30 protein-coding genes and 1 tRNA gene are annotated in these 18,425 nt (G+C 34.8%); 27 read left to right on the top strand and 4 right to left on the bottom strand.

All coding sequences use genetic code 11. The features are described from left to right. Positions 1–1,065 (top strand): nucleoside monophosphate kinase, encoded by a 1,065-nt coding sequence (locus tag N2259_02045; GenBank protein MCX7779002.1) that lies wholly within the window; start codon positions 1–3, stop codon positions 1,063–1,065. On the opposite strand, the gene N2259_02040 is transcribed toward N2259_02045, so the two are convergent. The 4 genes from N2259_02040 to N2259_02025 all read right to left on the bottom strand — a co-directional run bounded on the left by N2259_02040 (position 1,066) and on the right by N2259_02025 (position 2,604). Then, entirely contained in the window at positions 1,066–1,662 is a 597-nt protein-coding gene (locus N2259_02040) for a CDP-alcohol phosphatidyltransferase family protein (protein MCX7779001.1), read from the bottom strand. Further along, positions 1,646–2,329, bottom strand: a complete 684-nt coding sequence (locus N2259_02035) for a PHP domain-containing protein (protein ID MCX7779000.1) — start codon at positions 2,327–2,329, stop codon at positions 1,646–1,648. The genes N2259_02040 and N2259_02035 overlap by 17 nt, the downstream gene beginning before the upstream one ends. Before the next feature lie 17 nt (positions 2,330–2,346). Further along, positions 2,347–2,421 (bottom strand) — tRNA-Pro (locus tag N2259_02030). After that, positions 2,398–2,604, bottom strand: coding sequence for a 50S ribosomal protein L28 (locus N2259_02025; protein MCX7778999.1), 207 nt, complete (start codon positions 2,602–2,604; stop codon positions 2,398–2,400). Before N2259_02025 ends, N2259_02030 begins: the two co-directional genes overlap by 24 nt. A 153-nt stretch (positions 2,605–2,757) precedes the next feature. Here N2259_02025 and N2259_02020 point away from each other — a divergent pair, with 153 nt between their 5' ends. The 26 genes from N2259_02020 to secY all read left to right on the top strand — a co-directional run bounded on the left by N2259_02020 (position 2,758) and on the right by secY (position 18,396). After that, on the top strand, positions 2,758–3,372 hold the full coding sequence (locus N2259_02020) for a site-2 protease family protein (protein MCX7778998.1): 615 nt from the start codon (positions 2,758–2,760) through the stop codon (positions 3,370–3,372). A gap of 45 nt (positions 3,373–3,417) precedes the next feature. After that, positions 3,418–3,831, top strand: coding sequence for a 30S ribosomal protein S12 (gene rpsL, locus N2259_02015; GenBank protein ID MCX7778997.1), 414 nt, complete (start codon positions 3,418–3,420; stop codon positions 3,829–3,831). A gap of 22 nt (positions 3,832–3,853) precedes the next feature. Further along, entirely contained in the window at positions 3,854–4,330 is a 477-nt protein-coding gene (rpsG, locus tag N2259_02010) for a 30S ribosomal protein S7 (protein MCX7778996.1), read from the top strand. Positions 4,331–4,334: 4 nt separating this feature from the next. Further along, positions 4,335–6,410, top strand: a complete 2,076-nt coding sequence (fusA, locus tag N2259_02005) for an elongation factor G (protein ID MCX7778995.1) — start codon at positions 4,335–4,337, stop codon at positions 6,408–6,410. A 147-nt stretch (positions 6,411–6,557) separates the two neighbouring features. Next, the gene (tuf, locus tag N2259_02000) at positions 6,558–7,763 is read left to right on the top strand and encodes an elongation factor Tu (protein ID MCX7778994.1); all 1,206 of its coding nucleotides are present in this window, start codon (positions 6,558–6,560) and stop codon (positions 7,761–7,763) included. 73 nt (positions 7,764–7,836) lie between these two features. After that, positions 7,837–8,190 (top strand): 30S ribosomal protein S10, encoded by a 354-nt coding sequence (gene rpsJ, locus N2259_01995; protein ID MCX7778993.1) that lies wholly within the window; start codon positions 7,837–7,839, stop codon positions 8,188–8,190. Positions 8,191–8,310: 120 nt separating this feature from the next. Beyond that, positions 8,311–8,922, top strand: a complete 612-nt coding sequence (gene rplC / locus N2259_01990; GenBank protein ID MCX7778992.1) for a 50S ribosomal protein L3 — start codon at positions 8,311–8,313, stop codon at positions 8,920–8,922. A 1-nt stretch (position 8,923) separates the two neighbouring features. Continuing rightward, on the top strand, positions 8,924–9,559 hold the full coding sequence (rplD, locus tag N2259_01985; protein ID MCX7778991.1) for a 50S ribosomal protein L4: 636 nt from the start codon (positions 8,924–8,926) through the stop codon (positions 9,557–9,559). Continuing rightward, entirely contained in the window at positions 9,543–9,830 is a 288-nt protein-coding gene (gene rplW / locus N2259_01980) for a 50S ribosomal protein L23 (protein MCX7778990.1), read from the top strand. The genes rplD and rplW overlap by 17 nt, the downstream gene beginning before the upstream one ends. Positions 9,831–9,832: 2 nt before the next feature. Next, the gene (rplB, locus tag N2259_01975; protein MCX7778989.1) at positions 9,833–10,657 is read left to right on the top strand and encodes a 50S ribosomal protein L2; all 825 of its coding nucleotides are present in this window, start codon (positions 9,833–9,835) and stop codon (positions 10,655–10,657) included. A 4-nt stretch (positions 10,658–10,661) separates the two neighbouring features. Continuing rightward, positions 10,662–10,958, top strand: coding sequence for a 30S ribosomal protein S19 (gene rpsS, locus N2259_01970; GenBank protein ID MCX7778988.1), 297 nt, complete (start codon positions 10,662–10,664; stop codon positions 10,956–10,958). A gap of 6 nt (positions 10,959–10,964) precedes the next feature. Then, positions 10,965–11,507 carry a 50S ribosomal protein L22 gene (gene rplV / locus N2259_01965; protein ID MCX7778987.1) on the top strand — a complete coding sequence of 181 codons (543 nt, stop codon included), beginning with the start codon at positions 10,965–10,967 and terminating at the stop codon, positions 11,505–11,507. A gap of 89 nt (positions 11,508–11,596) precedes the next feature. After that, positions 11,597–12,232, top strand: coding sequence for a 30S ribosomal protein S3 (gene rpsC / locus N2259_01960; protein MCX7778986.1), 636 nt, complete (start codon positions 11,597–11,599; stop codon positions 12,230–12,232). A gap of 81 nt (positions 12,233–12,313) precedes the next feature. Next, entirely contained in the window at positions 12,314–12,724 is a 411-nt protein-coding gene (gene rplP / locus N2259_01955) for a 50S ribosomal protein L16 (GenBank protein ID MCX7778985.1), read from the top strand. A gap of 16 nt (positions 12,725–12,740) precedes the next feature. Next, positions 12,741–12,923, top strand: coding sequence for a 50S ribosomal protein L29 (gene rpmC / locus N2259_01950; GenBank protein ID MCX7778984.1), 183 nt, complete (start codon positions 12,741–12,743; stop codon positions 12,921–12,923). A gap of 1 nt (position 12,924) precedes the next feature. After that, positions 12,925–13,158 carry a 30S ribosomal protein S17 gene (gene rpsQ / locus N2259_01945; protein MCX7778983.1) on the top strand — a complete coding sequence of 78 codons (234 nt, stop codon included), beginning with the start codon at positions 12,925–12,927 and terminating at the stop codon, positions 13,156–13,158. Between the two features lie 48 nt (positions 13,159–13,206). Next, a complete protein-coding gene (gene rplN, locus N2259_01940) occupies positions 13,207–13,578 on the top strand; it encodes a 50S ribosomal protein L14 (GenBank protein MCX7778982.1) in 372 nt (123 codons plus the stop codon). Between the two features lie 17 nt (positions 13,579–13,595). After that, positions 13,596–13,916 carry a 50S ribosomal protein L24 gene (gene rplX / locus N2259_01935; protein ID MCX7778981.1) on the top strand — a complete coding sequence of 107 codons (321 nt, stop codon included), beginning with the start codon at positions 13,596–13,598 and terminating at the stop codon, positions 13,914–13,916. Continuing rightward, the gene (gene rplE, locus N2259_01930) at positions 13,909–14,460 is read left to right on the top strand and encodes a 50S ribosomal protein L5 (protein ID MCX7778980.1); all 552 of its coding nucleotides are present in this window, start codon (positions 13,909–13,911) and stop codon (positions 14,458–14,460) included. Before rplX ends, rplE begins: the two co-directional genes overlap by 8 nt. Positions 14,461–14,484: 24 nt before the next feature. Next, on the top strand, positions 14,485–14,670 hold the full coding sequence (locus N2259_01925) for a type Z 30S ribosomal protein S14 (GenBank protein ID MCX7778979.1): 186 nt from the start codon (positions 14,485–14,487) through the stop codon (positions 14,668–14,670). Between the two features lie 26 nt (positions 14,671–14,696). Then, the gene (gene rpsH, locus N2259_01920; GenBank protein MCX7778978.1) at positions 14,697–15,101 is read left to right on the top strand and encodes a 30S ribosomal protein S8; all 405 of its coding nucleotides are present in this window, start codon (positions 14,697–14,699) and stop codon (positions 15,099–15,101) included. A gap of 81 nt (positions 15,102–15,182) precedes the next feature. Beyond that, positions 15,183–15,728: a 50S ribosomal protein L6 gene (rplF, locus tag N2259_01915; GenBank protein ID MCX7778977.1), complete on the top strand. Its 546-nt coding sequence runs from the start codon at positions 15,183–15,185 to the stop codon at positions 15,726–15,728. An 18-nt stretch (positions 15,729–15,746) separates the two neighbouring features. Beyond that, the gene (gene rplR / locus N2259_01910) at positions 15,747–16,151 is read left to right on the top strand and encodes a 50S ribosomal protein L18 (GenBank protein ID MCX7778976.1); all 405 of its coding nucleotides are present in this window, start codon (positions 15,747–15,749) and stop codon (positions 16,149–16,151) included. 11 nt (positions 16,152–16,162) lie between these two features. Beyond that, positions 16,163–16,630: a 30S ribosomal protein S5 gene (rpsE, locus tag N2259_01905; protein ID MCX7778975.1), complete on the top strand. Its 468-nt coding sequence runs from the start codon at positions 16,163–16,165 to the stop codon at positions 16,628–16,630. Between the two features lie 7 nt (positions 16,631–16,637). Then, on the top strand, positions 16,638–17,108 hold the full coding sequence (rplO, locus tag N2259_01900; protein MCX7778974.1) for a 50S ribosomal protein L15: 471 nt from the start codon (positions 16,638–16,640) through the stop codon (positions 17,106–17,108). Positions 17,109–17,115: 7 nt separating this feature from the next. After that, positions 17,116–18,396 (top strand): preprotein translocase subunit SecY, encoded by a 1,281-nt coding sequence (gene secY / locus N2259_01895; protein ID MCX7778973.1) that lies wholly within the window; start codon positions 17,116–17,118, stop codon positions 18,394–18,396. The last annotated feature ends 29 nt before the right edge of the window (positions 18,397–18,425 follow it).

Raw genomic sequence — 18,425 nt, 5'->3', positions numbered from 1 at the left:
ATGGAATTTCCCATTTTTAAAACAAAAATTGAAGGATTAAACCAAAAATTTGACTTGAATGATCCAGAAGAAAGAAAAAAATATTTTGAATTGAAAGCGGGTAAGGAAATTAGAAAACTAAGAGAATATCTGAAAAAAAATACCTTCGTTGCTTATCTTTTAGGTAAAAAAAATTCTGGCAAAGGAACTTATGCCAAGATGTTTGCCGAGGTTGTCGCACCGGAAAAAATCGTTCATTTTTCTGTCGGCGATGCAGTGCGCGCCATTGATCAGGAATTTAGAGATCCAAAAAGAAAAGAAGACCTTATCGATTTTTTAAAAAGAAATTATCGCGGTTTTATGCCTATTGAAAAAGCTTTAAATTCTCTAGCCGAGAGAAGTACCAAAACACTTTTGCCAACAGAATTTATTTTGGCTCTAATTAAAAGAGAAATTGCCAAGTTAGGACATAAAGCACTTTTTATTGATGGCTTTCCTAGGGAAATGGACCAAGTTTCTTATTCATTATTTTTTCGTGACTTAATTGATTATCGTGATGACCCAGATATTTTTGTTTTAATTGATTTACCCGACTCTATTATTAATGAAAGGATCAAATACCGAGTTGTTTGTCCGATTTGTCAAACCCCTAGAAATCTTAAACTTTTACCGACTAAAGAAATTGGTTATAATGAGAAAACAAAGGAATTTTATCTTTGTTGTGATCAGCCAACCTGTCAAAAAACTCGAATGGTGGCTAAAGAAGGTGACGCTTTAGGCATTGAACCAATTAAAGATCGGTTGACGAAAGACGGAAAAATTATTGCTCAAGCCTTCTCTCTTTTTGGTATTCCAAAAATTCTTTTAAGAAATTCAATTCCGGTGGCTAAAGCCAAAGAATATGTCGATGATTATGAAATTACACCTGAATACACTTATATTTGGGATGAAAAATCATCTCAAGTGAAAATTATTGAAAAGCCTTGGGTGGTATTAGATGATCAAAATGTTCCTTCTTATAGTTTATTACCACCACCAGTCGTTCTTTCTTTAATTAAACAGTTAGTCAGCGTGCTGAATCTTTAACTAAAGATATTTTTTGATCGTTAAAAAGATTCGTTGGAAGGCTGAGAAATTAGAGATAATGGCAAGAGCAAAGATAAGATAAGTCGTTAAGCGAAGATTTAAGATTCCTAAAAACATCGAGAGGGCAATGAGAATAATTCTTTCGCCTCGACCAGCTAAACTAAATTTTGACTTCTGAGCCGAAAGTCCTTTTTCTTTTCTCGCTGATTTTGAATAGGTGGTTAAAAGACTACCAAAAAGAGCCAGAAAAACCCAAATCGTTGCAGGTAAAATAAATTTGGGTAAAGATAAAAAAAGAAAACCGAGTAAAACAAGTCCTTCCACGTATCGGTCAATGATTGTATCAAGGTAAGCACCTAACCGAGTAACCCTTTTGGTTGCTCGGGCAATTTTTCCATCTAACCAATCAAGAAGAGCGGCTAAAAGAAAAGAAAACCCAGCCAGCCATAAATTATTTTTTATTAAAGAAATAAAAGAAAAAATCGCGAAAATTAACGAACCAAGAGTAATAATATTAGGCGAAAGACGAACGAGAGAGAAATATTGATCTGATTTTTTTATTGCTTCTTCAAAAATTTTTTTATTTTCTTCGAGCATAAAGAAAACTTTTAATTATTTTCACTGTCTTGAAGGTTTTGTCCTTGACCATTTCTAATAAATTGATTTCTCTACCCCCCAGACAAGTATTTTTCTTTTTAATTTCTTCAAAAACTTCTTTTTCTGATTTTACTTCTTTTATTAATTCTAAATAACTTCGACCAACAAAAGAAGGATGATGGGCATCAGAGCCAGCTGTGAAAGGTAAAGAATATTTTTGACTAAAAAATAAAGCTTTTTGATTAGCCGTGCGAAAAATAGCTGCATTCAAAACTTCAATTGCATCAATGAGATTAATTAGCTCGGTTAAATCGATTTTTTTAAACTTGAAAGGATTGGTCCAAGAAAAAGGATGAGGGAGAATAGCCAAGCCACCAATTTTTTTTATAAGTCTTATCGTTTCCAAAGCCGGTCGTCCTTGAGGAATTTTTTTGGTAATGCCAAGAGCCAAAATATCGCCTTCTTGACTTTTTACTTCAAGACCAGGAATAATTAAAATATTTTTATCAAAAGCAATTTTTAATGCTTCAATGGCTCCTTTAATCTCGTGATGGTCGGTGATAGCCAAGCCTTGAATACCTCGCTCTAAAGCCATTTCAATTATATCTTTTGGACGAGAAAGGCTATCGCGAGAATAATAAGTATGGATGTGGAGATCAACTTTCATTGAGTTTAAAATAATAGTCGGGGTGGGCGGATTCGAACCGCCGATCTCAGCCACCCCAAGGCTGCGCCTTAGACCAACTGGGCCACACCCCGATTCTTTGTAATTTTAATTTTTGATTTTGCCTTGAGACATCTGGTACAAATCTTGATTTTTCTTTTGCCAATTTTTTTCTTTTTTAAATTAAGGTATTGCCTTTTTTTGGTGGCGATGTTAGAATGAGAACGAGAAATTTTGACCCTCGTCCCTCTTTGACAAATTTGACAAATTCGAGACATAGGAGAAATAATTAATTGAATAAGTTGATAAATTAATTTAACATAATTTTAAGATTTTGGCAAGAGAATTGATAACAAATTTACCAATCAGGACAAATATACAAATTCGTATATTCGTAAAAAATTCGTAATTCGTAGAAAAAGCGAAACGATATGAATTTATTTTTTTTCTTTTTTATTATTATTCCTTCAGCCGTTATCCACGAATATTTTCATGCCTGGTCGGCTGATAAATTAGGAGATTCAACCGCCAAAGAAGCTGGTCGATTGACTTTAAACCCTTTAGCCCACATCGACCCTTTTGGTACAATTTTGATCCCCCTTTTTCTATTTATTTATACTCATGGTCGATTTCTTTTTGCTTATGCTAAGCCAGTACCGTTTAATCCTTATCTTTTAAAAAATCAAAAATACGGACCAGGTATAGTCGCGGTAGCCGGACCACTAGCCAACCTGGCTTTAGCTATAATCTTTGGATTAATGGTCAGGTTTTTGCCTCTTAATTCTTTTACTCACTTTCTTTCGATGATTACCTTTGCCAATATTTTTTTAGCCGTTTTTAATTTAGTCCCTATCCCCCCCTTAGATGGTTCAAGGATTCTTTTTTCTCTTTTACCTACTTATTTTAAACGCTATGAAAGAATTTTAGAAAGAATGGGTTTATTTTTAATTTTAATTTTTGTTTTCTTTGGCTTACCTCTTATTTTTGCAATCGTTTCTTTTACTTTTAAATTGATTATTGGACGACCCCTCCTTCTTTGGGGATAAAATTTCTTGACAATAAACGGTTGTCTTGTATAATATTTTTTTACTATGTCGCCAACTATTTCTCAATTAATCAAAAAGGGTCGAAAAAAAATTCAGAAAAAGAGCAAATCTGTTGCTTTACAAACTATTTTTAATATTTTAAAAAGAAAAAGAATTTCTAAACCCTCGCCCTTTAAAAGGGGCGTGTGTTTGAAAGTAACGACGATGACACCAAAAAAACCTAATTCTGCCTTACGAAAAATTGCTCGTGTCAGACTTTCTTCGGGTGAAGAAATTACGGCCTATATTCCTGGCATTGGTCATAATTTACAAGAACACTCGGTTGTTTTAGTAAGAGGAGGGAGGGTTAAAGATTTGCCAGGCGTAAGGTATCACATTGTAAGAGGCGTCTATGACGCGGCGCCAGTAGAAGGAAGAAAACAAGGACGGAGTCTTTACGGGGCAAAAAAGAGCAAATAGGATTATTATTAAAATTTTTATTATGCGTGGCAAAAGAGCACCTCTTAGAAAAATTTTACCTGATCCAAAATATGGGAGCGAAACTATTGCTAAATTTATTAATTACGTAATGAGAAAAGGTAAAAAAACATTGGCCCAAAAAATTGTCTATCAAAGTTTTGAAATCGTCAAGGAAAAAACAAAAGAGGATCCCTTAGAAGTTTTTCAAAGAGCGATTAGAAATGCCTCACCCCAGGTGGAGGTCAAATCTCGTCGCATTGGCGGGGCCAATTATCAAATTCCTGTGCCAGTCAATGAGAGAAGAAAATTTACTTTAGCTGCTCGTTGGTTAATTGAAGCAGCTAGAGAGAAAAAAGGGAAATCGATGATAGAGAAATTAGCCGAGGAAATTTTAGCCGCGGCAAAAAACACTGGTTCAGCTGTGGAGAAAAAAGAAAGACTTCATAAAACTGCTGAAGCTAATAAAGCCTTTGCCCATCTAGCCAAGTTTGTTAAATAAAATTATGCCAAGAGAATATTCTTTAGAAAAAACTCGTAACATTGGCATCATTGCTCACATCGACGCCGGTAAGACAACTGTTACCGAACGAATTTTGTATTACACCGGAAAGAAACATAAAGTTGGAGAAGTCCATTATGGAACAACTGATATGGACTGGATGGAGTTAGAAAAAGAACATGGCGTGACCATCACGGCGGCCGCCACGACTTGTTTTTGGCAAGATTGTCGCATTAATATTATTGACACGCCAGGGCATATTGATTTTACAGCCGAAGTTCAAAGATCCTTAAGGGTTTTAGATGGGGCGGTTGTAGTTTTTGATGGTGTGGCTGGCGTTGAGCCTCAATCAGAAACAGTTTGGCATCAGGCAGAAAAATTTAACGTGCCAATCATTGCCTTTATCAATAAAATGGATCGTTTAGGGGCTGATTTTTACGGCTCTTTAAAAAGTATTCATGAAAGATTAACGAAAAATGCTTATCCGATTCAATTGCCAATCGGAGCAGAAAATAATTTTAAAGGCGTCGTTGATTTACTGAAAGAAAAGGCAATTATCTATTTAGATGAAATGGGTAAAGAAATAAAAGAAGAAGTGCCACCGCCAGATTTAAAAGAAAAAATTAGAGAATATCGCCATCGATTAATTGAAGCGATTGTTGAGCATGACGATAAATTGATGCATCAATACCTTGAGGGGCAAGAGATAAAAATCGAAGACTTAAAGAAGGTTTTAAGAAAAGCAATAGTTGAGGCAAAAATTGTTCCAGTTCTTTGTGGTTCGGCTTTAAAAAATAAAGGTGTTCAACCCTTACTTGATGCGATTTGTGATTATTTACCCTCACCTTTAGAAGTTAAACCAATTGAAGGTTTTGACCCAAAAACAAAAGAAAAAATTATCAGAAAACCTTCTGACGAGGAGCCTTTTGCCGCTTTAGTTTTTAAAATCGCAGCTGATCCATTTGCAGGGACACTCAATTATTTCCGAGTTTATTCTGGCAAACTTCAAGCCGGCTCCTACGTTTTAAACGCTAATAACAACGAGAAAGAAAGAATTAGTCGGATTTTAAGAATGCACGCCAATAAAAGAGAAGAGGTTAAAGAGATTTATGCTGGTGAAATTGCCGCTTCAGTGGGTTTAAAAAATACGGCTACCGGTCACACTCTCTGCGATGAAAACCACCCGATCATTTTAGAAGAAATTACCTTTCCCGAACCAGTCATTTCTGTAGCCATTGAACCAAAGACAAAAGCCGACCAAGAGAAAATGAGCTTAGTTTTAAGCAAACTCACCCAGGAGGATCCAACCTTTAAAGTGAAAACTGACGAAGAAACTCAACAGACAATTATTTCTGGTATGGGAGAATTTCATTTAGATATTTTAATTGAAAGAATGAAAAGAGAATTTGGTCTGGAGGTTAATGTTGGTAAACCTCAAGTAGCTTACAAGGAAACTATCACTAAGCCAATTAAAGTTGAAGGTAAATATATTCATCAATCAGGCGGTCGTGGTCAGTATGGTCATTGTTGGCTTCGTTTAGAACCAGCAGAAAGAGGTAAAGGTTTTGAATTTATTGACGAGATTAAAGGTGGTATTATTCCTAAAGAATATATTCCAGCTATTAAGAAGGGGGTGATTGAAGCTTTAAATGAAGGAGTTTTAGCTGGTTATCCAGTTGTTGATCTTAAAGTGGCGGTCTACGATGGTTCTTTTCATGAAGTTGACTCGTCGGAAATTGCTTTTAAAATTGCCGCCCAAAGAGCGATTAAAGAAGGAGAAAAAATGGCCGCCCCAGTTCTTCTTGAACCAATTATGAAATTAGAAGTGATTGTGCCAGAAAAATTTATGGGCGAGGTGATTGGTGATTTAAATGCTAAAAGGGCAAAAATTTTAGAAACAAGAACTCGAGGCGAAGCGAGGGTAATTGATGCATTAGTTCCTTTAGCAGAGATGTTTGGTTATGCGACCATTCTTCGTTCAATGACCGAGGGTAGAGGAAGTTTTACCATGGAATTTTCTCATTATGAGGAGGTACCAACGAATATTCAAGAAAAAATAACAACAGAAGTTAAAAAATAGTTATTCACAGCCCTGTTGAAAAACCTCTTGATTAGAAGATGTTTTTTGTTATAATTATTTGTTATAATTATTCTAATTTATCTTTAAAATTAATTTCGTAAAGAAACCTTATTTTAAGCATCTTTACGAAAAATTGAGGTTAAATCTATGGCTGAAAGGGAAAAATTTGAAAGAATTAAACCACATTTAAACGTGGGCACTATCGGCCATGTTGATCATGGCAAAACCACCTTAACGGCTGCCATTTTAAAGTGTTTAAGAGCCATTGGTTTAAAGGCCGAGGATAAGGGCGTTGATCAGATTGACAATGCGCCAGAAGAAAGAGAAAGAGGATTAACGATTAATATCGCTCATGTTGAGTATGAGTCACCGAAAAGACATTATGCTCATATTGACTGTCCAGGACACGCTGACTACGTAAAAAATATGATCACTGGTGCTGCTCAGATGGACGGTGCGATTTTATTAGTTTCTGCACCCGACGGTGCTATGCCTCAAACCAGAGAGCATATTCTTTTGGCCCGTCAGGTTGGTGTTCCGGCCATAGTTGTTTTTCTAAATAAGATTGATATGGTTGAAGATAAAGATTTGGTTGATTTAGTCGAAGAAGAGGTTAGAGACCTTCTTAAGAAATACGAATTTCCCGGCGATGAAATTCCTTTTATTCGCGGTTCAGCTCTTAAAGCTTTAGAGTGTGGTTGTGGCAAAGAAGATTGTCAGTGGTGTGGACCAATTATTAAATTGGTCAATACCTTGGATTCTTATATTCCGGAACCAAAAAGAGAAATTGACAAGCCATTTTTGATGCCTATTGAAGACGTTTTCTCTATTGAGGGTCGAGGGACGGTGGTAACCGGTCGAATCGAGAGAGGAAAAATTCATTTAAATGATGAGGTAGAAATTGTTGGTCTACGACCAACACAAAAAACGGTAGTTACTGGTATTGAAATGTTTAGAAAATCATTAGATGAGGGTCAAGCGGGTGATAATACTGGTATTCTTTTAAGAGGAATTAAAAAAGAGGAAGTAGAAAGAGGTCAGGTTATTGCTAAACCAGGCACGATTACTCCTCATACCGAATTTGAAGCGGAAACTTATATTTTATCAAAAGAAGAAGGAGGTCGACATACCCCATTTTTCTCTGGCTATAAACCACAATTTTATATCAGGACAACTGATGTGACTGGTGAGGTGACCTTACCAGAAAAAATAGAAATGGCTATGCCTGGTGATACCCTTAATCTTAAAATTAAACTGATTAAACCAGTGGCTTTAGAAGAGAAACAGAGATTTGCTATCCGGGAAGGAGGTAAAACGGTTGGAGCAGGGGTGGTGACAAAAATAGTTAAGTGATAACCTGTCCAAAAATAGCTTTAATTTTTTTAATTTATTAATTCTTTAATAATTTATTAGTTTATTTTATAAGATGCCGCGACCGAAAAAAGTTATTAAAGAGAAAAAAGAAGAGATTGAATTTAAACCTCGGTTAAGAATAAAATTAAGGGCTTATGATCATCGAATTCTTGATCAGTCAGCTAGGACGGTAATTGAGACATTAAAAAGAACAGGGGTAAAAATTTTTGGCCCGATTCCTCTGCCAACAGAAAAAAGAAAATATACTGTTCTCCGCTCGACTTTTGTTCATAAAGACCACCGTGATCAATTTGAAAGTCGGATCCACAAAAGATTAATTGACGTTTTAGAGCCGACGCCCAAAACGATTGAAGCTTTAACAGATTTACAGTTACCGGCCGGAATTGATGTGGAAATAAAAACGTAAATTATTTTTTAATGATCCAATGTTTTTCATTAAAATAATTAAATTTTAATTTTTAATTTCTCTTATCCGCCTTGAAAAACTGGGCGTGAGCCCAGTTTTTCATTCAGAGAATTAATTTATATGGTCATGAAATTTATCTTAGGGAAAAAAATAGAAATGTCTCAGATTTTTAAGAATGATCAGGTCGTTCCCGTAACCTTAATCAAGGCTGGACCTTGTTTTGTTACCCAGATTAAAACCAAAGAGAAAGATAAATATGAAGCAATTCAAATTGGCTTTGAAAAAAAGAAATCGAAAAAAATAAAAAAAACCGAAAAAGGAAAAGAATTTAAATATCTCAAAGAATTCAGAATTAAAAATTCAAAATCAGAAATTCAAGAATATAAAATTGGGGATAAAATCGAGGTTTCAATTTTCAAACCAGGTGAGAAGGTTACTATTTCTGGCCTTTCAAAAGGAAGAGGATTTGCCGGAGTTGTCAAAAGACATGGTTTTAAGGGAATGCCCGCTAGTCACGGTACTAAACATGATGCCCGTCACCCTGGTTCAATTGGAGCAACGGCGCCACAAAGAGTGTTAAAGGGTAAAAAAATGGCTGGTCGGATGGGTAATGAAAGGGTGAGTATTAAAAATTTAGAAGTGATAGAAGTTCAACCAGAGAAAAATTTGCTTATTGTCAAAGGCGCTGTTCCGGGTGGACGAGGCAATTTATTAGAGATAAAAAGTTCTTAATATGAAGATAGATCTTTACAATCAGGCCGGTGAAAAAGTTGGCACGACCAGCGTTTCTTCTCGTGTTTTTGGTCTAAAACCGAAACCAGAAATTATTCACCAGGTGGTTGTGGCCATGTTGGCTAATTTAAGAAAACCCTGGGCAAACACGAAAACCCGTGGTGAAGTTCGAGGTGGTGGTAAAAAACCTTGGCGACAAAAAGGAACGGGTCGGGCGAGAGCAGGCTCAATTCGATCTCCTCTATGGCGAGGCGGTGGTATTATTTTTGGTCCGCGTAAAGAAAGAAACTATAGAAAGAAAATTAATAAAAAAGTCAAAAAATTAGCTTTAAAAATGGCTCTTTCTGATAAGGTTTTGAATAAAAAAATCATTATTTTAGATAAATTAGAACTGCCGGCAATTAAAACTAAAAAAATTGAAGAAATTCTAAAAAAATTACCAAGTAGACAAGAAAAAACTTTACTTGTTTTAGAAAAAAAAGATGAAAAAATTATCCTTTCGGGTCGAAATCTTCCTTATCTTAAAATTACTTTGGCTAACAATTTGAATCTTATTGATTTATTGAATTATAAATATCTACTCTCTACAAAGGGGGGTCTCAAAAAAATAGAAGAAATATATGGGAAAGAAAGCTGATCAAATTTTAATCAAACCAATTATCACTGAAAAATCAACTCTTTTAGAAAAAGAGGGAAAGTATGTTTTTGAGGTTTCGCCAAAGGCAAACAAAATTGAAATTAAAAAAGCTATTCAAGAAGTTTACAAAGTTAAACCAGTAAAAGTCAATCTTATGCGAATAAAAGGAAAACAAATTCGTTCTGGACGGACAGTTGGTCGAACCAAAAATTGGAAAAAGGCACTGGTAACTCTTAAAAAAAATGAAAAATTAGAATTAACAACAAAATAATTATGCCGATTAAATTATACAAACCAACTACTGCTGGTCGAAGAAAAGCCACTGTTTTAGAACGAAAAATTTTAACTCGTAAAGAGCCGGAGAAGTCTTTAATCTCTGGCAAAAAATCAAAAGCCGGTCGATCGAAAGGAAAAATAACCGTTCGCCACCGCGGCGGAGGGGCAAAAAAACTTTACCGTCAGATCGATTTTTATCAAGATAAGTTTGAAATTAAAGGAAAAATTAAATCAATTGAATATGATCCAAATCGTTCCGCCCTGATTGCTTTAGTTGTCTATCCCGATGGAGAGAAAAGATATATTTTAGCTCAAGAAGGTTTAAAGGTTGGCGATGAAGTTCTTACTTCGCGTTCAAAAATAGAACAGAAGATTGGCTATCGGATGCCTTTAAAATTCATTCCTACTGGGACAATTGTTTCTAATATTGAATTATTTAAAGGTCAAGGTGGTCAGTTGGCTAGAGCAGCAGGCAGTTATGCGACAGTAATGGGTTCAGAAAATGGCTATACTCAAATAAAACTTCCTTCTGGAGAAATAAGAAAGGTCTCAGAAGAATGTTTGGCTAGCATCGGTCAAATGAGTAATATTGATCACTGGTTAATAAGATTAGGCAAGGCTGGCCGAAAAAGACATTTAGGAATCAGGCCGTCAGTAAGAGGAAAGGCGATGTCACCGCGTGATCACCCTCATGGTGGTGGCGAAGGACATACACCGATTGGCTTGAAACATCCAAAAACACCGTGGGGTAAACCGGCTCTAGGAGTTAAAACTAGAAAGAAAAAACAATCGGATAAATTTATTGTTAAAAGAAGAAAATAAATCTATGGCCAGAAGTTTAAAAAAAGGACCTTTTGTTGATCAAAAATTATTAAAAAAAATCAATAAATTTAAAAATGGTCAAATTAGAGAAATCAAAACTTATTCTCGCGATTCGACTATTTTGCCCGAGATGGTTGGTTTAACAATTCATGTTCATCAGGGGAAAATTTTTGTTCCCGTGAAAATAAGAGAGGAAATGATTGGTCATCGGCTAGGAGAATTTGCTTTAACTAGGAAATTTATTAAACATGGTGGGAAAATGCAGAGAGAATTAGAAAAGGCTAAAAGTAGTTCAAAATAAAAATTTATGCAAATTGTGGCAAAATTAAAATATCTTCGTTTGGCCCCTCGAAAAGTGAGAGCAGTTTTAGATGTCATTCGCGGGCTTGACGTGGTTTCAGCTGAGGCCCAACTTCTTCATTTACCCAAGAGGGCTTGCCGGCCGCTGTTAAAACTTTTACACTCGGCGGTACACAACGCTCTTCATCAGTATGCTTTGAGAAAAGAAGATTTATATATCAAAGAAATTTTTGCTCACCAAGGACCCACTCTTTATCGTTGGTTGCCGCGGGCTTTTGGTCGGGCGACGCCGATAAGAAAAAGAAGTTCTCATTTGACGATAGTTCTTTCAGTCAAAGAAGGGGTTGTGGTTAAGGAAAAAATAAGAGAAAAAGAGAAAGAAAAAGAACCAGAAAAAGAAATTTTACCAAAAAACGAAGTTCAAATTCAAGAAGAAACTTCCAAACCTTCTGAAAAAAAGAGAAAAGGTAAAAAAAATATTCAAGAAAATTTGCCTCTTAAAAGAAAAGAAGGTTTTATTAAAAAAATTTTTCGAAGAAAAACAATCTAGCCAGGTTATCCTGAATCATATCCCTAATTTATCATGTTTAAATGTTAAAATGAAATGTTAAAATGATAAGATGTTAAAATGAGTTTGATATGGGACAAAAAGTTAATCCAAAAATTTTTAGAATCCCCCTCATTCAAGAATGGCAGTCGAAATGGTTTGCCAAACTTTCTTCTTTCAGAAAAATTTTAAAAACTGATATTTCTATTAGAAAATTTTTAAAGAAAAGACTCAAAAATTGCGGCCTAGGAGGAATTGAAATTGAAAGAGTAGGTGAAGTTTTAAAAGTTATTATTAAAACGGCTAAACCTGGTCTAGTAATTGGGCGGGGTGGTGTTGATATCGAGAAATTAAAAAAAGAAATAGAAAATAAATTTCTAGAAAAAGGCGACAGCCTTGAAATTCAAGTTCAAGAAATTGCTTCACCTCATCTCTCTGCCTCAGTGGTTTTAGAAACAATTATTGCTGATCTGGAGAAGAGAGTGCCCTTTCGAAGGGTGGCTAAAAGAGCCATTGAACAAGTAAAAAAAGCCGGCGCCGCAGGAGTAAAAATTGTCATTAAAGGTAGGCTCGACGGCGTTGAAATTGCTAGAGCTGAAACATTTTCTTGGGGTAAAATGCCACTACACAGCCTACGGAGTAATATTGATTATAGTCGTGGCACTGCCTTTACCCTTTACGGTGCTATTGGCGTTAAAGTTTGGATTTATAAAGGAGAAGTTTTTTGAGACGCCTCCAGAATTCAAAAACAATAATTAGAAGCTTTACCTTTTTTGTGCTTCTTCAATATAGATTTTAATAGTTTTGATATGTTAGCTCCTAAAAAAACAAAATACCACAAAGCTCAGAAGGGTCGAAAAAGAAAGACTGGTCAAGCCTCAAGTAGAAATTATTTAGCCTTTGGTGATTTTGGTTTAAAAACATTAGAAACAGCCTGGATTACTGATCGTCAAATAGAAGCAGCGCGAAGGGCAATTAGCAAATTTATCAAAAAGGGTGGAAAAATTTGGTTAAGAATTTTTCCCGATAAACCGATCACTAAAAAACCTCCTGAAGTACCCATGGGTGGGGGGAAGGGGAGTGTTGATCACTGGGTGGCACCAGTCAAAGCTGGGACAATTATTTTTGAGATGACTGGTCTTAAAGAAGAATTAGCACGAGAAGCCTTCCGTTATGCTTCTCATAAACTACCTGTTAAAACAAAATTTATAAAAAAATAGAAAATTATTTTTAGATATGAAAATTAACGAACTTCAGCAAAAGACAAAAGAGGAACTAAAAAAAATCCTTTCTGAACAAAGAGACAAACTCCGTTCATTAAGATTTGACGTTGTTTTAAAAAAAATTAAAAACGTTCGCGAAATAAGAAAGATTAAGAAAAATATCGCTAGAATTTTAACTATTTTAAATAAAAAATAATATGAGCAGAAAATTTCAAGGCATAGTCGTTTCTGATAAAATGGATAAAACCATTGTTGTTAAAGTTGAGCGGATCAAAAAACATCCTAAATATAAAAAGAGATATCGCGTTTCAAAGAAATTTAAAGTTCATGATGAAAAAAACGAAGCAAAGGTTGGCGATAAGGTCATTTTTGAGGAATGTCGACCGCTTTCTAAAGAAAAAAGATGGAGATTAGTAGAAATTAAGAAATAAAGTCAAAAGACTTGTATCTTTGTCATTGATTTATAATTGATAAAGACCATGATTCAACATCGATCAATTTTAAATGTCGCTGATAATACCGGAGCAAAAAAGGTGATGTGTATTCATGTTTTTGGCGGCTACAAAAAGAGAATGGCTCGTCTAGGAGATATCATCACCGTTGTCGTCAAGGAAGCCATACCTCATCGTTTGGTTAAAAAAAGTGATATTTTACACGCTGTTGTTGTTCGCACCAAGAAAGAAACAAGAAGAAGAGATGGCACTTATATTCGTTTTGATGATAATGCCTGTGTTATTATTGATAAAAAAACTAAAGAACCTAAAGGAACAAGAATTATTGGTCCAGTGGCTAAAGAAGTAAGAGAAAGAGGTTTTGTCAAAATTATTTCTTTAGCTCCGGAGGTTATCTAAAGATAATTATAATTAATATGGCAAAAATTAAAAAAGGTGACACCGTTGAAATAAAAATTGGTAAAGACAAAGGAAAAAGAGGAAGGGTTTTGAAAGTTTGGTCGAAAAATAAAAAAATTATTGTTGAAGGATTAAATTTGGTTGTTAAACATGTTAAACCTCGACGAGAAGGAGAAAAGGGTCAAAGAATTAAAATACCCGCACCACTTTATATTTCAAAAGTCATGCTTGTTTGTCCCCATTGTCATCGGTCAACGCGGGTTGGTTTTAGAATTTTTGAAAATAAAAAGAAAGCAAGAATTTGTAAAAAATGTAAAGAGATAATTTCCTATGTCTAGATTAAAAGAAATTTATAAAAAAGAAATTGTACCAAAAATGAAAGAAATTTTTGGTTATAAGAATGATTTAGTCGTACCGAAACTAGAAAAAATTTCAATTAATATTGGTTTAGGAGAAGCTTTTAAGAAAAAAGATCCAAAAATAATTGAGACAGCCAAACAGACTTGTTTTAAAATAACGGGCCAAAAACCAGTTGAGACAAAAGTAAGGAAATCTATTGCCGGCTTTAAGATCAGAAAGAATCAGGTTGTTGGCCTGAAATTGACACTTCGTCATGAAAAAATGTATGATTTTTTAGATAAGTTAATTAACGTCGTCTTGCCTCGAACCCGTGATTTTAAAGGTATTCCTTTAACAGCCGTTGATCAACAAGGTAATCTTTCTTTAGGTTTTAGAGAACAGTTAGTTTTCCCTGAAATTTTACCAGAATCGGTTGAAAAACTACATGGTTTAGAAGTAACTATCGTTACAACAGCTCGGCAGAGAGAAGAAGGATTAACTTTACTAAAATTGTTTGGCCTTCCATTTAAAGAATCTCTCTAGAAAACTCAAATCAATGATTTTCTTATGACTACCAAAGCTCAATACGTTAAATCATTGAAAAAACCCAAATATTCGACTCGTAAAGTTCGACGTTGTTGGCGTTGTGGCAGAAGACATGGTTATATGAGAGACTTCGATCTTTGTCGAATTTGTTTTAGAGAACTTGCTTCCAAAGGCGAAATCCCGGGTGTGAGAAAAGCCTCTTGGTAAAATTTAAAATTATAAATTTTAAATTTATGGATCCAATTGCAGACATGTTTACAAAAATTAGAAATAGCTTAGCCGTAAGAAAAACAGAAACCTTTATTCCATTTTCCAAAATTAAACTTGCCATTGCTAAAGTTTTAGAAAAAGCAAATTTTATTCAAAAAGTGGAAAGACTATCCCTTAAAGAAGGAAAGAGAAAAAGAAAAAAAGAAGTGTTGAAAATAACTTTTAAATATAAAGATGGTCAACCAGCCATTCGAGAAATTAAAAGAATTTCTAAACCAGGTTGCCGGATTTATGTTAAAAGCAAGGAAATAAAGAAGGTTAAAGGTGGCTTGGGTCTTTATATTATTTCCACCTCAAGAGGTATTATGACTGGCGAGGAGGCAGCAAAAAGAAAATTAGGCGGAGAGGTAATTGGTGAGGTTTGGTAAAAAAATAGACCAAGAGCGGGAAAAGAGTTTTAATAATTGAATCAGAAAACAATTTGATTTTAAAAATATAACAATTTTTATATGTCGCGTATTGGTAAAAAAATCATTGAAATTCCTCAAGGCGTTGAAGTAAAAATCGAAGACGATTTTCTTGTTGTTAAAGGGCAGAAGGGCGAGTTAAGAGAAAAAATGCATCCAGCCATTGTTTTAGAAATAAAAGATAAGTTTCTTCAGGTTAAATTGAAAAATCCTGAGAATAAAAAAGAAAGAGCGCTTTGGGGTACTTTTCAAAGAATTATTTCAAATATGGTTTTAGGTGTTAGCCAAGGTTTCGAAAAAAAACTGGAATTGATTGGTATTGGTTATCGAGCCGAAGTTTTAGGAAATAAATTGGTTTTAAATGTCGGTTTCTCTCATCCTGTTGAATTTATTTTACCCAAAAATGTTGAGGCAAAAGTTGAAAAAAATATTTTGACTCTCTTCAGTATTGATAAACAACTTCTTGGCGAAACAGCTGCTCAAATCAGAAAAATCAGGAAGCCAGAACCATATAAAGGCACAGGTATTAGATATTTTGGTGAATTGGTCAGGAAGAAGGCAGGTAAAAAAGCTGTCGCTGCCACCTAAAAATTATTTACTTATTCTATGAATATGAAAATGAAGAGAAAAGATCAAAGAAAAGAAAGACGTCATCGGCGGGTCAGAGCTAAAATTTTTGGGACAAAAAATCGTCCTCGACTTTCGGTTTTTCGAAGTTTAAAACATATTTATGCTCAAATTATTAATGATGAAGTAGGGAATACTTTAGTTGCGGCAAGTGATTTAGAATTCAGAAAGTCAAAACCGCTAGTTAAAAGTAAAAAAATAAAAGAAGAAAAAGGAATGAAAGCTGGAAAAATAGCCGTTGCTTACCAAGTAGGAAAATTGATTGCCGAAAAAGCTTTAAAAAAGAAAATCAAAAAAGTTGTTTTTGATCGAGGCGGTTTTAAATATCATGGCCGAATCAAGGCTCTAGCCGATGGAGCTAGAGATGGCGGATTAGTTTTTTAAATTTTAATTTTATGTCAAAAACAAAATTACCACCGGTTTCCTTAGAAGAAGAATTTGAACAAAGATTAATTGATTTAGCGAGGGTGACAAGAGTTGTAGCTGGCGGAAAGAGACTTCGTTTTCGCGCCTGTGTTGTTATTGGTAATAGAGCTGGTAAAGTTGGCTATGGTTTAGCCAAAGGAAATGATGTGGCCGTCGCCATGGAAAAGGCAATAAGGCAGGCAAAAAAAAATATCATCGAACCAGTCATTGTTAACGAGACTATTCCATACGAAATTCGAGAAAAATTTAAGGCGGCAAAAATTATTTTAAAACCAGCGGCTAAGGGCAAGGGTATCAAGGCTGGCGGAGCAATCCGAATAATTTTAGAGTTAGCTGGAATTAAAAATGCCACCGCTAAAATTCTTGGTTCAAAAAATAAAATTAATAACGTCAAGGCTACTTTTAAAGCTCTTGAAAAAATGACTAAAATGAAATAAATTTTTTATGGAACTTAATTTACATACTCTCAAAACATTTCAGAAAAAGAAAAAAAGAAAAAGAGTAGGTCGAGGCGATGCCTCTGGCCATGGCAGTTATTCAGGACGAGGGCAAAAAGGTCAAAAGGCTCGTTCAGGTGGGAAAAGGGGTATCAAAATAAAGGCCCTGCGAAAAATTTGGAAAAAAATTCCCAAACACGGTGGTTTTAAAAGTAAAAAGAAAAAACCAACAATTATTAATTTAGAAGAGATAGAGAAAAATTTTTTAGAAAACGAAGAAGTTAATCCAGACAGTCTTTTTGAAAAAGGTTTAATCAAAAATCAAAAAGAAAAAATTAAAATTTTAGGTCAAGGGAAAATTTCGAAAAAATTGATTTTTAAAGCCCATGCTTTTTCTAAATCAGCTGAGGCGGCGATAAAGAAAGCAGGTGGGGCGATAATAAAAATTCAAAATTCAAAATTCAAAATTCAAAATTAATGATCTTATGGCAAAAACCTGGGAAAAAATAAGAACAATTTGGCATTATAAAGATTTAAGAAATGCGATTTTATATGTTTTAGGCATGTTAGCAATTTTCAGAATAGCCGCTCATATCCCTTTACCCGGTGTCAATATCGAGGCCCTAAAGAATTTCTTTGCCCAAAATCAAGTTTTTGGTCTTTTAAACATTCTCTCTGGTGGCGCCATGGAACGCTTTTCCATTGTTGCCATGGGCGTAGCACCTTATATCACTGCCTCGATCATTTTTCAACTTTTAACCATGGTCATTCCTTCTCTTGAAGCTCTTTCTAAAGAAGGCCAGACTGGCTATCAAAAAATTAATCAATATACAAGAATTGCCACCGTACCTTTGGCCGCTCTGCAAGCTTATGCTTTAATTACTCTTTTAAGTCGAAGCGGTCAAGGCATTATTAATCTAACTGGACCAAAAGAATATTTTTTAACTATTATTACTTTAACGGCTGGCACGATGTTTCTGATGTGGCTGGGTGAGCTTGTTTCCGAAAAGAGGGTTGGGAATGGTATTTCTCTTTTGATTTTTGCTGGCATTGTCGCAGATTTACCAACCAATCTTCAAAGAACACTTCTTACTTTTGAGCCAGCCCAGATTGCTAATTTAATTGTTTTGATTGTTTTAGGAGTGATTACGATTGCCGGTGTAGTTATTTTGAACGAAGGTCAAAGAAACATTCCTGTTTCTTATGCCAGAAGAATTCGAGGGATGAGGATGTATGGTGGAACTGATACTTATCTACCTTTACGGGTCAACCAAGCTGGTATGATTCCTATTATTTTTGCTATTTCTTTAATTTTATTTCCACCTTTAGTTGGTCAATTTTTATCTCAAGTTAAAAACCAAGCCATTGCCACAGGCGGAAAATTATTGGTGCATCTTTTTCAAAACCAAATTTTTTATGGCTTTCTTTATTTTGTTCTCGTTGTGGCTTTTACTTATTTTTATACTTCGATTATTTTTAAACCCGATCAAATTGCTGATCATTTACAAAAGCAAGGTGGGTTTGTCCCAGGGTTACGTCCTGGCCGCAATACAGCTGAATATTTGTCAAAAATTAGTTCCAGAATTATGTTAGCCGGTGCTCTTTCTTTGGGCATAATTGCTATTTTGCCATTAATTACTCAAGGACTTCTGAAAATTAGTGCTTTGACCATTGGTGGCGCTTCACTTTTGATTGTCGTCAGTGTTGTTATTGAAACCGTTAAACAAATCGAGGCCCAGATTGCTATGAGGGAGTATGAGAAGTAGTTTCTAAGAAAATTTAAAAATTGGAAAAA

This window comes from Patescibacteria group bacterium (assembly GCA_026417895.1).
Taxonomy (GTDB): Bacteria; Patescibacteriota; Patescibacteriia; order UBA2591; family CALHIP01; genus CALHIP01.
Note: the sequence above shows the minus strand (reverse complement) of the source record. Positions and strands in the feature narration are given on the sequence as shown.

Coding starts and splice junctions, on each gene's coding strand:
- N2259_02045 (MCX7779002.1), top strand. CDS start 1: ATGGAATTTCCCATTTTTAAAACAAAAATTGAAGGATTAAACCAAAAA.
- N2259_02040 (MCX7779001.1), bottom strand. CDS start 1,662: ATGCTCGAAGAAAATAAAAAAATTTTTGAAGAAGCAATAAAAAAATCA.
- N2259_02035 (MCX7779000.1), bottom strand. CDS start 2,329: ATGAAAGTTGATCTCCACATCCATACTTATTATTCTCGCGATAGCCTT.
- N2259_02025 (MCX7778999.1), bottom strand. CDS start 2,604: ATGTCTCGAATTTGTCAAATTTGTCAAAGAGGGACGAGGGTCAAAATT.
- N2259_02020 (MCX7778998.1), top strand. CDS start 2,758: ATGAATTTATTTTTTTTCTTTTTTATTATTATTCCTTCAGCCGTTATC.
- rpsL (MCX7778997.1), top strand. CDS start 3,418: ATGTCGCCAACTATTTCTCAATTAATCAAAAAGGGTCGAAAAAAAATT.
- rpsG (MCX7778996.1), top strand. CDS start 3,854: ATGCGTGGCAAAAGAGCACCTCTTAGAAAAATTTTACCTGATCCAAAA.
- fusA (MCX7778995.1), top strand. CDS start 4,335: ATGCCAAGAGAATATTCTTTAGAAAAAACTCGTAACATTGGCATCATT.
- tuf (MCX7778994.1), top strand. CDS start 6,558: ATGGCTGAAAGGGAAAAATTTGAAAGAATTAAACCACATTTAAACGTG.
- rpsJ (MCX7778993.1), top strand. CDS start 7,837: ATGCCGCGACCGAAAAAAGTTATTAAAGAGAAAAAAGAAGAGATTGAA.
- rplC (MCX7778992.1), top strand. CDS start 8,311: ATGGTCATGAAATTTATCTTAGGGAAAAAAATAGAAATGTCTCAGATT.
- rplD (MCX7778991.1), top strand. CDS start 8,924: ATGAAGATAGATCTTTACAATCAGGCCGGTGAAAAAGTTGGCACGACC.
- rplW (MCX7778990.1), top strand. CDS start 9,543: ATGGGAAAGAAAGCTGATCAAATTTTAATCAAACCAATTATCACTGAA.
- rplB (MCX7778989.1), top strand. CDS start 9,833: ATGCCGATTAAATTATACAAACCAACTACTGCTGGTCGAAGAAAAGCC.
- rpsS (MCX7778988.1), top strand. CDS start 10,662: ATGGCCAGAAGTTTAAAAAAAGGACCTTTTGTTGATCAAAAATTATTA.
- rplV (MCX7778987.1), top strand. CDS start 10,965: ATGCAAATTGTGGCAAAATTAAAATATCTTCGTTTGGCCCCTCGAAAA.
- rpsC (MCX7778986.1), top strand. CDS start 11,597: ATGGGACAAAAAGTTAATCCAAAAATTTTTAGAATCCCCCTCATTCAA.
- rplP (MCX7778985.1), top strand. CDS start 12,314: ATGTTAGCTCCTAAAAAAACAAAATACCACAAAGCTCAGAAGGGTCGA.
- rpmC (MCX7778984.1), top strand. CDS start 12,741: ATGAAAATTAACGAACTTCAGCAAAAGACAAAAGAGGAACTAAAAAAA.
- rpsQ (MCX7778983.1), top strand. CDS start 12,925: ATGAGCAGAAAATTTCAAGGCATAGTCGTTTCTGATAAAATGGATAAA.
- rplN (MCX7778982.1), top strand. CDS start 13,207: ATGATTCAACATCGATCAATTTTAAATGTCGCTGATAATACCGGAGCA.
- rplX (MCX7778981.1), top strand. CDS start 13,596: ATGGCAAAAATTAAAAAAGGTGACACCGTTGAAATAAAAATTGGTAAA.
- rplE (MCX7778980.1), top strand. CDS start 13,909: ATGTCTAGATTAAAAGAAATTTATAAAAAAGAAATTGTACCAAAAATG.
- N2259_01925 (MCX7778979.1), top strand. CDS start 14,485: ATGACTACCAAAGCTCAATACGTTAAATCATTGAAAAAACCCAAATAT.
- rpsH (MCX7778978.1), top strand. CDS start 14,697: ATGGATCCAATTGCAGACATGTTTACAAAAATTAGAAATAGCTTAGCC.
- rplF (MCX7778977.1), top strand. CDS start 15,183: ATGTCGCGTATTGGTAAAAAAATCATTGAAATTCCTCAAGGCGTTGAA.
- rplR (MCX7778976.1), top strand. CDS start 15,747: ATGAATATGAAAATGAAGAGAAAAGATCAAAGAAAAGAAAGACGTCAT.
- rpsE (MCX7778975.1), top strand. CDS start 16,163: ATGTCAAAAACAAAATTACCACCGGTTTCCTTAGAAGAAGAATTTGAA.
- rplO (MCX7778974.1), top strand. CDS start 16,638: ATGGAACTTAATTTACATACTCTCAAAACATTTCAGAAAAAGAAAAAA.
- secY (MCX7778973.1), top strand. CDS start 17,116: ATGGCAAAAACCTGGGAAAAAATAAGAACAATTTGGCATTATAAAGAT.